The organism is Paenibacillus sp. MMS18-CY102, assembly GCF_009789195.1.
GTDB lineage: Bacteria > Bacillota > Bacilli > Paenibacillales > Paenibacillaceae > Paenibacillus_T.
This window is the reverse complement of sequence record NZ_WSTC01000001.1, coordinates 40,978-55,750: the sequence shown is the minus strand read 5'-3', so window position 1 is coordinate 55,750 and position 14,773 is coordinate 40,978. Positions and strand designations below refer to the sequence as shown.

The window sequence follows — 14,773 nt, the reverse complement described above, 5'->3', positions numbered from 1 at the left end:
CATGGCGAAGGATAAAGGTTTTGTAACCGAAATCACGCCGCAAAGTGAAGATTTCTCGCGGTGGTATATTGATGTTATTAAGAAAGCAGAGCTAATGGACTATTCCCCAGTTCGGGGCTGTATCGTGTTTCGTCCAGAAGGCTATGAACTATGGGAAAATATTCAACGCGACCTTGACCGCCGGTTTAAGGAAACGGGACATCGCAATGCCTATTTCCCACTGTTTATTCCTGAGAGCTTTTTCCAGAAGGAGAAAGAGCATGTCGAAGGGTTTAATCCGGAACTTCCTTGGGTAACGGAAGCAGCTGGCGAGAAGCTCGAAGAGCGTCTAGCTGTTCGCCCGACATCCGAGACGATGTTCGGCCACATGTATGCGAAGTGGATTCAATCGTACCGAGATTTGCCAGTTCTCATTAATCAATGGGCAAACGTCGTTCGTTGGGAGAAACGTACGCTGCCATTCCTTCGTACGAGTGAATTCCTATGGCAGGAAGGCCACACGGCACATGAGAACGAAACGGAAGCTCGCGAAGAAACGATGCGCATGCTGAACGTTTACCGAGATTTCGTACAAGACTTCTTAGCGATTCCGGTCGTGATGGGACAGAAGACGCCTTCGGAGAAATTCGCTGGCGCAGTCGATACGTACTCCATTGAAGCGATGATGAAAGACGGCCGTGCTGTGCAAGCTGGCACCTCCCACTACTTGGGCACGAATTTCGCAGTCGCTTTTGATATCAAATTCCTTGACCGGGAAAACCAACTGCAATTTACGCATACCACTTCATGGGGTGTCAGCACACGCCTGATTGGTGCGTTAATTATGGTTCACGGCGACGACCGTGGTTTGGCACTTCCGCCGAAGGTTGCGCCTACGCAAGCCATGATGATTCCAATTGGCCCTCCTAAGACGAGGGATGTCGTTATGCCGCGTGTAGATGAGCTGTTTGCGCAATTGAAAGCAGCGGGTGTACGCGTACGCGTAGACGACCGTTCGGACGTAAGCCCGGGCTGGAAGTTCAATGAATATGAGATGCGCGGCGTTCCGCTTCGCATTGAGATTGGGCCGCGCGATTGCGAGAATGGACAAGCTGTACTTGTATCCCGGATCTCAGGCGAGAAGCGTATTGTGCAGCAAGCAAATCTGGTGGAGGAAGTCGAGCGGATGCTCGAGGAAATTCATCATGATATGTTCGAGCGCGCAAAACAATTCCGTGAAGATAACTTCAAGTCGCTTGAAACGTTGGATGAAATGAAGGCGTTCTTGGAAGATAAGCGTGGATTTGTCGAGGCTGGCTGGTGCGGTTCCGCAGCATGCGAGAAAACCGTCAAAGAAGAGACAGGCGCAACGAGCCGGAATATTCCATTCGAGCCGACTTCCCAGAAATCGACTTGCCTCGTTTGCGGCGAAAAATCCGAACACACCGTTGTATTCGCAAGAGCGTACTAATTGTTGTTAGCATGCTCTACTAGCGGCTCCCCTATTGCAAGAGAGGGGAGCCGCTTTCGTTTCGGCGTTAATTGGAACAATTCCTGCATGCCATAACCGCTGAGAATCAAGTATAATGAGATTCGATGAACACAAGATTCGACATGGCTAGACACTTGTCGATGAGTACGGGTACAAGGCCGATGGAAGGGGCAAGAGGCACATGACTAATCATAAGCGTGAACGGTTTGAGCTGCTTATGAACCAAGCACAAATTCCCGCAGATTTGATGCGGTCTAACTTTCAAGATGGGCAGATTGAACGTGTCGTCGTAAGCGAGAGCAATCGTGAATGGACGATTCACCTTCACAAAACGGCGATCGTGCCGTGGGCTTCCTTTTCTTTATTTTGCAGAGCGGTTTCTGAACGGTTATCCCATATCGCGGCGATCACAGTCGTTATGCATTATGACCAATCGGTTGAAACGTCAGCCATTACACAAGAATATTGGCCGTTGTTCGTAAAATGGGCACAGCGGGAGATGGCTTCCGTGAATGGCTGGCTTTCACGAGCTGGATATGAAGCGGATGGCGACCAGTTTACCTTGAGCATGATGGATGCCACAGGCCTAGAATTAGCGAAGAAAAAGGGTATTGATGAGGCGGTTGCTCGCTTTTATATGGACCGATTCGCCCGGACTGTGCATGTGAAGCTGAAAGCAGGCGCACAGAGCAATCAGGGACGGCAAGAAGCCTATGAAGAGTTTCAGCGCAAAGTGGAGCGGGAAGAGCGCGAAGCGATACAGCAAATCATGGAAAGCTCGCCACCAGAATCGTTTGACGAACCGGTGGACGATGGCGAACTGCCGTTGGCTGTCGGGTATGATATTCGGGACGAGGCTGTTCCAATTATGAATATTCGGGAAGAAGAGAAGAAGATCGCGGTTCAAGGTACCGTATTCGGCTTGGAATCGAAGGAGCTGCGAAACGGCAGCACCTTGTTCACTTTTAACGTCACTGACTTCTCGGATTCGATTGCAATGAAAATGTTTGCGAAGACGAAGGAAGACGTTAAAATACTCAGCCAGCTGTCGAATGGCAAATGGATTAAAGCAAGAGGGCGCGTCGAATACGATCGTTTCATGATGGAGCCTGAGCTCGTTATGATGCCCAATGATTTGCATGAAGTAAAAGCGCCTGCTGACCGAAAAGATGAAGCGGCTGAGAAACGGGTAGAATTCCATTTGCACTCCACGATGAGTACGATGGATGCTGTTGCTTCGATTAGCGATTATGTGAAGACCGCCGCCAAATGGGGACATAAGGCAATAGCGGTTACTGACCATAGCAATGTGCACTGTTATCCAGAGGCAGCGAAAGCGGCCAAGAAGCATGGCATTAACGTGTTGTTTGGCTTAGAAGCGAACGTCATCAATGATGCGGTACCGATGGTCATCAATCCGAGGGAAGAGACGCTTGCGGATACCGAATATGTCGTATTTGATATCGAGACTACGGGCTTGTCGATCATTAATTGCAAAATTATCGAGCTCGCGGGCGTAAAGATGCGTGGCGGACAAGAAATTGGCCGGTTCTCCACATTCATTAATCCGCACGAGAAAATACCTTATCATATCCAGCAGTTAACGAATATTACGGATGAAATGGTCGCAGATGCGCCAGAGCTTGAGCCGAAGCTTCGTGAGTTTATTTCGTTTATTGGCGATTGCGTCTTAGTAGCCCATAATGCCCGGTTCGATATCGGTTTTCTTCAGGCGAATTGTAAAGCGATTGGATTGCCAGAGATTATGAATCCGGTGCTCGATACGCTAGAACTTGCACGTTTCCTTCATCCGACGATGAAAAATCATAGGCTCAACACGCTATCGGCCCGTTATAAAATCAATCTTGAAAACCATCACCGCGCGATCGACGATTCCATCGCATTAGGCGGCATTTTATATGGCTTGATCAAAGACTGTAACGAACGCAATGTAACGGGCCTTCATCAATTAAATGACTATGCCGGCTTGGACCTGTCCAATAGCCGTCCTTTCCATTGCGGAATTTACGCCTTAAACGCTGTAGGGAAGAAAAATTTGTTTAAGCTGATTTCGCTTTCGCATACAGAGCATTTCAAACGGGTCGCATGCATTCCGAAGAGCAAGCTTACATCGCTTCGCGAAGGACTGCTGATCATTTCCGGCTGCGAGAAGGGCGAATTTTTCGAGAGTGTGCTCAATAAGACCGAGGAAGAAGCCGAGGATGTTGCACAGTACTATGATGTCCTTGAAATCCAGCCTGTCGACTTTTATATGCATCTCGTTGAGAAAGGCTTAGTAAGCAGCAGGGCAGAGATTGAAGAGGCGCTCCGCCGGGTTATCCGAATAGGGGCAAAGCTGGACAAGATGGTCATTGCAACGGGGAACGTGCATTATTTGAACCCGCGTGACAAAGTGTTCCGTGATATTACCATTCAAGGCATTACAGGCTTCAGCCCGCTCAAAGGGATGCGCAAGCCGGACGCGCATTTCCGGACAACGGACGAGATGCTTCGGGAATTCGCTTTCCTTGGCGAAGACAAGGCATTCGAAGTTGTCGTGCGCAACACGAACGAGCTGGCAGACCGATTTGAGAAGTTCGACATGTTCCCTTCTAAGCTATTTACGCCAATTATCGAAGGGGCAGAAGAAGAAATTCGGACGACCTGTTATGATACGGCCAAGCGCCTCTACGGTGAAGAAGTGCCAGACGTTATCGTGCAGCGGCTAGAGAAAGAGCTTGTTCCGATTATCGGCTATGGCTTCTCTGCCAACTATTTGATTTCCGAGCGTTTGGTAAAAAAATCGAACCAAGACGGCTATCTGGTTGGTTCTCGGGGTTCCGTAGGCTCATCAATCGTAGCAACGTTCCTTGGCATTTCGGAAGTTAATCCGCTCCCGCCGCATTACTTGTGCCCGAACGAAGCATGTAAGCACAGCGAATGGTTCCTGGACGGCAGCATTCGCAGCGGGTTCGACTTGCCGAACAAGGCATGCCCGAACTGCGGAACGAACATGAGAGGCGAAGGGCAGGATATTCCGTTCGAGACGTTCCTTGGATTTAAGGGGGACAAAGTTCCCGATATCGACTTGAACTTCTCTGGTGAATATCAACCGATTGCCCATAACTATACGAAGATTATGTTTGGCGATAAAAACGTATTCCGTGCGGGCACGATTGGTACAGTTGCTGAGAAAACGGCGTATGGGTTTGCCAAGAAGTATGAGGAGGAGCAAGGGAAGAAATGGCGTGGAGCAGAGCTTAGCCGGCTTGCTTCCGGCTGTACAGGCGTGAAGCGCAGCTCGGGACAGCATCCAGGCGGCATCGTCGTTGTTCCTACCTATATCGAAGTTGAGGACGTAACACCGGTTCAATATCCGGCGGATGACGTGACTGCCGAGTGGAAAACGACCCATTTTGACTACCATGCCTTCGAAGAAAACTTGCTTAAGCTTGATATACTCGGGCACGATGATCCAACGATGATGCGGATGCTGCAGGATTTGACTGACGTGGACCCGACGACAATTCCGATGAATGACCCGAAGGTTATGAGCATGTTTAACTCGACGGATGCGCTCGGCGTAATGCCACAGCAGATCCGTTCGGCTGTTGCGACCTACGGCGTTCCAGAGATGGGCACGAAGTTCGTACGGCAAATGCTTGAGGAAACAAAGCCGTCAACCTTTGCGGATTTGCTCCAAATATCGGGCCTTTCACATGGTACGGGCGTTTGGCTGGGCAATGCACAAGAACTAATCAAAAATAACACCTGTACGATCAAAACCGTAATCGGTTGCCGGGATGAAATCATGCTCTTCCTTATTTATAAGGCGGGAATGGATGCTGCGCTTGCGTTCAAAATTACCGAGAGCGTACGTAAAGGCAGAGGGCTAACGCCAGAGTGGATCGAAGAGATGAAGCGATGCAAAGTGCCGCAGTGGTACATTGATTCTTGCCTCAAAATCGAGTACATGTTCCCGAAAGCGCATGCTGCTGCTTACGTCATCTCGGCCGTTCGTACCGCATTCTTTAAGCTCTATTACCCGATTCAATACTATGCGACGTATTTTACTGTTCGTGCAGAGGACTTCGACCTTGATCTGCTATGCCAAGGTTATGAAGCAATCATGAGAAGGCTAGTCGAAATTGAGGAGAAGGGTTTCAACGCCACGCCAAAGGAAAAGAACAGCGTCTCGCTGCTGGAGATGGCGCTTGAAATGACCGCTCGTGGATTTTCGTTCAAGCCTATCGATTTGTACCGTTCGGATGCGACGAAGTTTATCGTGGATGACAAATCGCTCATACCGCCGTTCGCTGCGATTGCTGGAATTGGAGACAACGCGGCACGCAATATTGCTGCTTCAAGGGATGATGGCGAATTTTTATCGATTGAAGACTTCCAAATGAAGTCCAAGGCGACTAAGACGATTATCGAGGTGCTTGGATCGATGGGCTGCTTCCGGGGATTGCCGGAATCGAATCAGCTCTCGCTCTTCTAGTAGTGGAGAACAGCCGCAACGCTGATAGCGCCTGCGCTTTTCGAATAGGCGGTTGTCACCTGTGATATGGTTATGTTATAATTTTTCTGGTAAAGATGTGGATAGGCTGGCTAACGAAGAGTGGGGAAACCCACTCTTTACGTTTTGTCTCGCCATTTTTCCATTGTCATATTCGGGAGGTCCGTAACATTTGAGCATTTCGATAATCAAAAGCACCGTTGAAGAAATGGTTAAACCTTTCATTGACGAGAATGGGTTCGAGCTTGTGGACGTGGAATATGTGAAGGAAGGCAGCAATTGGTTCCTTCGCGTTTTCGTTGATAAGGAAGGCGGCATTGACATTGATGAATGCGGTCGTGTCAGCGAATATTTGAGCGAGCAGCTCGACCAGAAGGATCCGATTACGGATGCCTATTTTCTTGAGGTCTCATCACCTGGTGCGGAGCGTCCGCTTAAGAAACCGGAAGACGTGCATAAAGCTGTCGGGAAGCATGTCTATATGACAACGTATGAACCTGTTCAGGGCCAGAAGGAATTTGAAGGCTTGCTGCAGTCGTTCAACGGGGAAGTTGTATCGATACGTGAGGGCCAACGAAATTTTGAGATCCCGTATGCGAAGGTTGCTTCCGCACGATTGGCTATCGTATTCTAGCACGTTTGTTTTTGTATGAAAGGGGGAGCTCATTCTAATGAGCATGGAGTTTATTGAAGCTTTGCAGGAAATCGAGCGAGAGAAAGGGATCAGTAAGGATATCCTTATTGATGCAATTGAAGCAGCGCTCATTTCCAGCTATAAGCGCAATTTTAACACTGCGCAGAACGTGCGCGTCGACGTGAACCGTTTTACGGGCGTAATCAAAGTGTATGCGCGTAAAACGGTTGTCGACGAGGTGCTCGACTCGCGCATGGAAATAACCGTTGAGGCTGCGAGGGAAGTTAACCCTCATTACCAGCTCGATGACATCGCTGATATCGAAGTGACTCCGCGTGACTTTGGCCGTATTGCGGCACAAACCGCGAAGCAAGTCGTAACGCAGCGCATTCGCGAAGCAGAACGGGGACTTATTTATAACGCGTTTATTGATAAAGAAGAAGATATCGTCAATGGTATCGTTCAGCGTCAAGATACGCGTAATCTGTTTGTTGATTTAGGCAAGGTAGAAGCAGTGCTTCCGCTTACAGAATTGATGCCTACCGACAAGTTTAAGCATGGCGACCGTGTCAAATCGTTTATTACGAAAGTTGAAAACACGACCAAAGGGCCGCAAATCATCATGTCCCGGACACATCCAGGACTGTTGAAGCGGTTGTTCGAGCTTGAAGTGCCTGAGATCTATGACGGCGTTGTAGAGATTCGCTCGGTCGCACGCGAAGCGGGCTTCCGTTCGAAGATTGCGGTTCACTCGCGCAACGCTGAAGTTGATCCTGTTGGTTCATGCGTTGGTCCTAAAGGCATGCGTGTTCAGACGATTGTCAACGAGCTGAAGGGCGAGAAGATCGATATTGTCCGCTGGTCGGAAAATATCGACGAATATGTAGCAAACGCACTGAGCCCTTCGAAGGTGCTTGAAGTAATCGTATTTGAACAGGAGAAGATGGCTCGCGTAATCGTACCCGATTATCAACTATCTCTTGCAATCGGCATTAAAGGCCAGAATGCCCGTCTTGCGGCGAAGCTGACAGGCTGGAAAATCGATATCAAAAGCGAGACGCAGGCTGAACAAGAGTTCGGGCGCCCTAAATCGGACGAGTCGGATACGATGCATCAAGATTCCGTCTCTATCGATTAATTTACTAATCGGCATTAAAGAGAAAAGCTTGCTTCGGAAAGGGGGGATGCACGGTGAGACCGAGAAAGGTGCCATTGCGCAAATGCGTAGCATGCCAAGAAATGAAAGCGAAGAAAGAACTCATTCGCGTCGTTCGGACGCCGGATGGGGATGTGCTTATCGACTTGACAGGAAAGAAAGCAGGCAGGGGCGCATACTTATGCGGACAAGTCAGCTGTTTCCGGTTGGCGAAGAAGAGCAGGTCATTCGATCGGGCGCTTAAGGCCCAGGTGGAGCCGGCTATCTACGACCAACTGGAGCAGGACTTTATCGCAGTTGAGGTGGATTTTGTTGCTGGCAAGGAGCGTGCAGGGGACGATGAGTAAAGCACTTTCGCATCTCGGCATGGCAATGAGAGCTGGCAAGCTTGTTACAGGTGATGACACGGTATTAAAGTCTATACGTCAAGGTAAAGCACATCTAGTCATCGTTGCGGGGGATGCTTCAGACAACACGAAGAAAAAATTTCGTGACAAATGCGGGTTTTATAACGTGAAATTGGCTGAAGCGTTCGATCGAGTGGAACTGGGCAAGGCAATTGGCAAGGAAGCGCGGGTGCTTATCGCAGTAACCGATGCTGGCTTTGCCCGTATGATTGCCACCCAGTTGACCTCATATTCGGAGGTGGACCATATTGACAAAACAACCGGACAGCAAGGATAACAATAAAGATAAGCTTCGCGTATACGAATATGCCAAATCGCTCAACATGAGCAGTAAAGAAATCATTACGATTTTGAAACGGCTGGATTTGCCAGTCAACAATCATATGAGTGTTATGGAGAACCAAATGGTCTCCAAAGTTGAAGGATTTTTCCGTGATATTAAGCAGAACGCCGCAGTGAAGCGAGCTTCGGAAAGCGCGACGGTTTCGTCCGCTGCTAAGCAGCAGCGCCAACCTGAGCAGCACAAGCCAAGCGCGGCTACTGAACAGGCTTCGGTTCAGCCTTCATCAGAACCAAAAAATCTTATACAGGATAGACAGGGGACTATGAATTCTATTAAAACGACTACGAATACATCCAACCAACAAGGCGAGCAACAGGAGCCGCGCGAAGAACAGCGCAATACGGCACAACAGCCGACACAACAACAAGCTCCACGTCAGCAACAATCGGGCCAAGGCGGCGGCGGATACCGCGGCCAAGGCGGACAGGGCGGAAGCCGCCCACAAGGGCAAGGCGGCCAAGGCGGATACCGCGGCCAAGGCGGGCAGGGCGGAAGCCGTCCGCCAGGCCAAGGTGGCCAAGGTGGCGGATATCGCGGCCAAGGCGGACAGGGCGGAAGCCGTCCACCAGGCCAAGGCGGCCAAGGCGGCGGATACCGCGGTCCTAGCGGCCAAGGCGGACAGGGCGGAAGCCGTCCACCAGGCCAAGGCGGCCAAGGCGGCGGATACCGCGGTCCTAGCGGCCAAGGCGGACAGGGCGGAAGCCGTCCACCAGGCCAAGGCGGCCAAGGTGGCGGATATCGCGGTCCTAGCGGCCAAGGCGGACAGGGCGGAAGCCGTCCACCAGGCCAGGGCGGTGGACGTCCAGGCGGATTTGGCGGCGGCTCGCAAGGGTCTGCACCGCGCGGTGGCGCACCAAGCGGCACGAGCAGAGCGACTGACTCCCGTTCGGGCCAAGGCGCACGCCCGTCGGACAACAGCGGCAATAACTGGGCATCGAGAAAGACGAAGCCAGGCGGCAACAACAATAACGGCAGCAGGCGTTTTGATGATGGCAAAGGCGGCAACTTCCGTGGCAACGGGCGTGGAGGCAAAGGCGGCAGAAACGGCCGTGGCAACGCACCACAAGTCCACCGCGAGAAAATTGACAACACGCCGAAGAAAATTATCGTTCGCGGCAATATGACGGTTGGCGAGCTTGCGAAGCTGCTCCATAAGGATGCTTCGGAAGTCATCAAGAAGCTGATCTTCATGGGCGTAATGGCAACCATCAACCAAGAGGTTGATCTGGATACGATTCAATTGATCGCTACGGAACTGGGTGTTGAAGAAGTAGAGATCAAGATCCGCGTCGAGGATGACCAATTCGAGACAGTGGAAGAAAATGACGAAGAGTCCGATTTGGAAGCACGTCCAGCTGTTGTTACGATTATGGGCCACGTTGACCACGGCAAGACGACATTGCTTGATGCAATTCGCCAATCCAACGTAACAAGCGGCGAGGCAGGCGGCATTACGCAGCATATCGGTGCTTACCAAGTCGAAGTTAACCATAAGAAAATTACGTTCCTTGATACCCCTGGCCACGAAGCGTTTACGCTCATGCGTGCCCGCGGTGCACAAGTAACGGACATTACCATTATCGTAGTAGCTGCTGACGACGGTGTTATGCCACAAACAGTTGAAGCGGTAAACCATGCTAAGGCAGCTGGCGTACCGATCATCGTTGCGGTTAACAAAATCGATAAAGAAGGCGCTAATCCGGATAAAATCAAGCAAGAGCTGACTGAATACGGCCTCGTACCGGAAGAGTGGGGCGGAGATACGATCTTCGTTAACCTGTCAGCGAAGCAGCGCATTAACTTAGAAGGCCTGCTTGAAATGATCTTGCTCGTTGCGGAAGTGAACGACTACAAAGCGAACCCGAACAAACGCGCTCGCGGTACGGTTCTTGAAGCCGAGCTCGACAAAGGCAAAGGCCCAGTAGCACGGGTTCTCGTACAGCATGGTACGCTCAAAGTCGGCGATGCTTTCGTAGCTGGCAACAGCTTTGGCCGCGTTCGCGCAATGGTTAACGACAAAGGCCGCCGCCTGAAAGAAGCAGGCCCATCGACTCCGGTGGAAATTACAGGTTTGACAGAAGTTCCGCTTGCAGGCGATCCGTTCCTGGCATTCGAAGACGAGCGCAAAGCACGTCAAATTGCCGAAACGCGTGCAACGAAAGCTCGCCAATCCGAGCTTACGACGACGACTCGCGTTACGCTGGATGACCTTTACAAGCATATTAAAGAAGGCGAAATCAAGGATCTGAATGTCATCATTAAAGGTGACGTACAGGGTTCGGTAGAGGCATTGAAAGGCGCGCTTGCGAAAATCGACATCGAAGGCGTTCGCGTCAGAGTCATTCATAGCGGCGCTGGCGCTGTAACAGAATCCGATGTTAATTTGGCTTCTGCATCCAATGCAATCGTAATCGGCTTTAACGTTCGTCCAGAACCGCAAGCTAGTGCAGCTGCGGAGCAGGAGAAAGTCGATGTTCGTCTCCATAACATTATTTACAATGTTATTGATGAAATTGAACACGCGATGAAGGGCATGCTAGATCCGGTGTTCAAGGAAGTTGTTATTGGTCATGCAGAAGTTCGCAACCTGTTCAAAGTAACCAAGGTCGGTACGATCGCTGGTTGCATGGTAACGGACGGCAAAATCACACGTTCGGCAGAAGCTCGCCTAACTCGCGGCGGCATCGTCTTGTTCACTGGCAAGATCGACTCGCTGAAACGTTACAAGGATGATGCTAAAGAAGTTGCACAAGGCTATGAGTGCGGCATCACGCTTGACAAGTTTAACGACATCCAAGAAGGGGACATCTTCGAAGCCTTCGTCATGGAAAAGGTAGAGAGGTGATCGCGTAATGGCAAAAGTCCGAGTGGGACGGGTCGGCGAGCAGATTAAGAAAGAGCTGAGCCAAATTATCCAGACGGAATTAAAAGATCCGCGCATCGGGTTTATTACCGTTACCGGCGTTGATGTAACCAACGATTTGTCTCAAGCGAAAGTGTACCTCAGCGTGCTTGGCAGCGATGAGCAGAAGGAAGAAACGCTCAAGGCCATCGCAAGAGGAACAGGCTTTATCCGGTCAGAACTAGGCAAGCGTATGCGTCTGCGCCATACGCCAGTGCTTCTATTCAAATTTGATGCGAGCATTGCGTATGGCAGCAGAATTGAAGCATTGCTTGAGCAAATTAACGGTGGAGAGCGTTCGCTATGAGCGGCTCCACGGTTTATGTGCCGATAGCTGATCTGCTTGAACAAGCGTTGGCATTCATGCGTGAAGGAGACGACTTCTTAGTCGTCTCTCACGTACAGCCGGATGGCGATGCCATCAGCTCAACAGTCGTCATTGGATGGCTGTTAGGGAAGCTTGGCAAACGATACACTTTAATTAATGAAGGCGCATCTCCTTCACGGCTTCATTATCTTCATCAGTCAAATACGATTGTTAACTATAGCCTCAACAAACCAGAACGTACCTATCAACGAATTATTGCCGTGGACTGCGCTGATTTTAGGCGAATTGGCGATGTTGCAAGCTGCTTTGCAGAAGGTTACGAGCTGCTTAATATTGACCACCATCCAACCAACGATTTATTTGGCTCCGTTAACCTCGTTTTGCCTTTCGCTGCTGCAACTGTTGAAATTTTGTATGAACTGCTCGAGCAAGCGGCAATCCAATTGGATGAACCGGTTGCTACTGCTATTTATACAGGTTTATTGACAGACACAGGCGGCTTCCGCTATTCGAACACAACACCTCGCGTGATGGAAATCGCATCTCATCTTCTTCAACTGGGCGTTTCGGGCCATTGGATTGCAGATTATTTGCTTGAAAGAATGACAATGCCGCAGCTTAAGCTGTTGCAGCTTGCACTTAATCGGCTTTCTTTCTCGCAGGATGCTACAATTGGCTGGTTGTACATAGAAGCAACTGACCTAGCAGATACAGGGGCAGCACCAGAGGATCTAGAAGGGCTTGTGAATTACGCACGCAATGTGGATGGCGTTGAAGTTGGCATATTGTTCAAAGAGATGTTGAACGGCTCTGTAAAGGTTAGCCTACGTTCAGCAGGCCGTGCAGATGTGGCAGCGATCGCGCAGTCGTTTGGCGGTGGCGGGCATGTGCGGGCGGCAGGCTGTCGATTGGATACTCCTATGGTTGAATCGATTGAACTAGTGGTTGAAGCTGTTAGAAAGGCGTTGAGCAGTTAATGGATGGCATCTTGGCAGTATGGAAGCCAGCAGGATGGACTAGCCATGACGTCGTGGCTAAAGTTCGGGGGATTACGCGCGTTAAGCGCATCGGGCATGCAGGAACGCTCGATCCTCAAGTAACTGGTGTCCTTCCACTCTGCATTGGACGGGCGACACGAGTCGTTGAATATTTGCAGGAACGGCCTAAAGCTTATGAAGCAGTGCTCCAGCTAGGCATCGCGACTGACACGGAGGATATGACGGGCACACCTGTCGAGGAAGTGGATAAGGTTTCTGTCACGCGTGAGGAAGTAGAAGCAGCCCTCGCTGCTTTTATCGGCGAGATCGATCAGGTGCCGCCTATGTTTTCGGCTTTGAAAGTTGATGGGAAACGCCTGTATGAGTTAGCCCGTGAAGGCGTAACGGTGGAACGGAAATCAAGGAAGGTGCATATTTACAGCATTCGCCTCTTGGAATTCGTACAAGACGAACGCCGTCCACGCATTCGCTTTGATGTGGAATGCTCCAAAGGCACATACATCAGAACGCTTTGTGTGGATATTGGGAAAAGGCTAAACGTACCGGCAACCATGGCAGAACTGACGCGTACAATGTCTGGAGGCTTAACGCGCGAACATTGTTACACGATCGAGCAAATTGCTGCTTTGCAGCAGGAGGGACAGTTGCAATCGCAATTGCTCCCATCGGATGTTGCGCTCTCGCATATGGCCAAGCTCGTTACGGATTCCGCTTCTGCGGTAATTGCCTTGCAAGGCCGTAAACTCCCAGCTCACCGGGTGAAGGGATTAGCCGAACTCGCGCCAGAAGGGCCAGCTCGCTTATATGATGAGGATGGGCGTTTTCTTGGCGTGTTCGAGTGGGATCAAAGCTTGAACCTGCTCAAACCGGTAAAAGTATTTAATTAGATTTTGTTTTGGAAAATGAGTGGAATGCGGGTGTTAGGTCTATGAAATTGATTCCCATTGGTTATCCGTTGAATATGGCATCGGTCATGGACGCGGGTGAGGAGCTTTCGATTGCGATCGGGCATTTTGACGGCGTGCACAAAGGGCATCAGAATGTCATCCGGCGTGCAATTGAAGCTGCTCGGAGCCAGCAACGGAAGTCTGCCGTTTTGACATTTCATCCTCATCCCAAAGATGTGCTATCGCAAGGCGAGCAGTACGGAAATTGCCTGACGCCTCTGGATGTCAAACTGGAACGGTTTGCTGAGCTCGGCGTCGACTATACATTTGTTATGAAATTCGACCAAGACTTTGCGAACGTATCGCCGGAGCGATTTGTATCGGATGTACTCGGACCGCTCGGCGTTCGCCATGCTTTGATCGGTTTTGATTTCCGATTCGGGCATCGTGGTGCAGGGGATGCCGATAAGCTGGCTTCCCTCGGCAGCGAGCTGGGCATCACGACAGAGGTCGTTGAGCCGTTGTTGTTGAATGGCAAGAAGGTAAGCAGTACCTATGTCAGGGAAGCGCTTAGCGATGGAGATCCCGAGCTCGCACAACATTTGCTAGGCCGCGCGTACGAAGTGCAAGGAACGGTCGTGCATGGCCATGCACGCGGGCGTACGATCGGATTTCCGACTGCAAATCTTGGGCTAATAGCGCCATATGTCACGCCTCGGCTTGGCGTATATGCGGTTTTTGCAGAAGTCGGTGGTGTAACTTATTCTGCGGTAATGAACCATGGCATGAAGCCAACTTTCAAGGATGGCGAAACAGCGCCTGTTATGGAGGTTCATCTGCTAGATTACGCTGGTGATCTTTATGGCCAAAAGATGGCCGTTCGGTTCCACGCTTTTCTGCGGGCAGAGCGCAAATTCGAGTCAATTGACGAGCTGATAGCGCAAATTAGCCGAGATCGCGATGAAGCGCAAAATCGTTTAGCGCAAGCAGCGGAAGCGATAGTTTCCCCGACCAAACGGCCTGTCTAGCATTGTGTTATTCATAAGCAGCAGCTGTTCAGTTTACATAGGACTAGCATTTGTGCTATACTGAATGACGTTGTTGGAATTGGCGTTAGCCTATATCCGG

11 protein-coding genes are annotated in these 14,773 nt (G+C 50.5%); all 11 read left to right on the top strand.

Going from position 1 to position 14,773, the window contains the following annotated elements; translation table 11 throughout:
• Position 1 precedes the first annotated feature (1 nt).
• A complete protein-coding gene (proS, locus tag GON22_RS00245; protein WP_160394124.1) occupies positions 2-1,450 on the top strand; it encodes a proline--tRNA ligase in 1,449 nt (482 codons plus the stop codon).
• A 202-nt stretch (positions 1,451-1,652) separates the two neighbouring features.
• Positions 1,653-5,972, top strand: a complete 4,320-nt coding sequence (locus tag GON22_RS00240; protein WP_160394123.1) for a PolC-type DNA polymerase III — start codon at positions 1,653-1,655, stop codon at positions 5,970-5,972.
• A gap of 190 nt (positions 5,973-6,162) precedes the next feature.
• Positions 6,163-6,624, top strand: a complete 462-nt coding sequence (gene rimP / locus GON22_RS00235; RefSeq protein ID WP_160394122.1) for a ribosome maturation factor RimP — start codon at positions 6,163-6,165, stop codon at positions 6,622-6,624.
• Between the two features lie 37 nt (positions 6,625-6,661).
• Entirely contained in the window at positions 6,662-7,762 is a 1,101-nt protein-coding gene (nusA, locus tag GON22_RS00230) for a transcription termination factor NusA (RefSeq protein ID WP_160394121.1), read from the top strand.
• 53 nt (positions 7,763-7,815) lie between these two features.
• On the top strand, positions 7,816-8,127 hold the full coding sequence (gene rnpM / locus GON22_RS00225; protein ID WP_160394120.1) for an RNase P modulator RnpM: 312 nt from the start codon (positions 7,816-7,818) through the stop codon (positions 8,125-8,127).
• The gene (locus GON22_RS00220; RefSeq protein WP_160394119.1) at positions 8,120-8,464 is read left to right on the top strand and encodes a L7Ae/L30e/S12e/Gadd45 family ribosomal protein; all 345 of its coding nucleotides are present in this window, start codon (positions 8,120-8,122) and stop codon (positions 8,462-8,464) included. Before rnpM ends, GON22_RS00220 begins: the two co-directional genes overlap by 8 nt.
• A complete protein-coding gene (gene infB, locus GON22_RS00215; protein ID WP_160394118.1) occupies positions 8,436-11,375 on the top strand; it encodes a translation initiation factor IF-2 in 2,940 nt (979 codons plus the stop codon). Before GON22_RS00220 ends, infB begins: the two co-directional genes overlap by 29 nt.
• Positions 11,376-11,382: 7 nt before the next feature.
• Complete coding sequence (gene rbfA, locus GON22_RS00210; protein ID WP_160394117.1) at positions 11,383-11,739, top strand: 30S ribosome-binding factor RbfA; 357 nt, start codon at positions 11,383-11,385, stop codon at positions 11,737-11,739.
• Positions 11,736-12,737 (top strand): DHH family phosphoesterase, encoded by a 1,002-nt coding sequence (locus tag GON22_RS00205; protein ID WP_160394116.1) that lies wholly within the window; start codon positions 11,736-11,738, stop codon positions 12,735-12,737. Before rbfA ends, GON22_RS00205 begins: the two co-directional genes overlap by 4 nt.
• Positions 12,737-13,645: a tRNA pseudouridine(55) synthase TruB gene (gene truB / locus GON22_RS00200; protein WP_160394115.1), complete on the top strand. Its 909-nt coding sequence runs from the start codon at positions 12,737-12,739 to the stop codon at positions 13,643-13,645. Before GON22_RS00205 ends, truB begins: the two co-directional genes overlap by 1 nt.
• A 41-nt stretch (positions 13,646-13,686) precedes the next feature.
• Positions 13,687-14,673, top strand: a complete 987-nt coding sequence (locus tag GON22_RS00195; RefSeq protein WP_237178913.1) for a bifunctional riboflavin kinase/FAD synthetase — start codon at positions 13,687-13,689, stop codon at positions 14,671-14,673.
• The last annotated feature ends 100 nt before the right edge of the window (positions 14,674-14,773 follow it).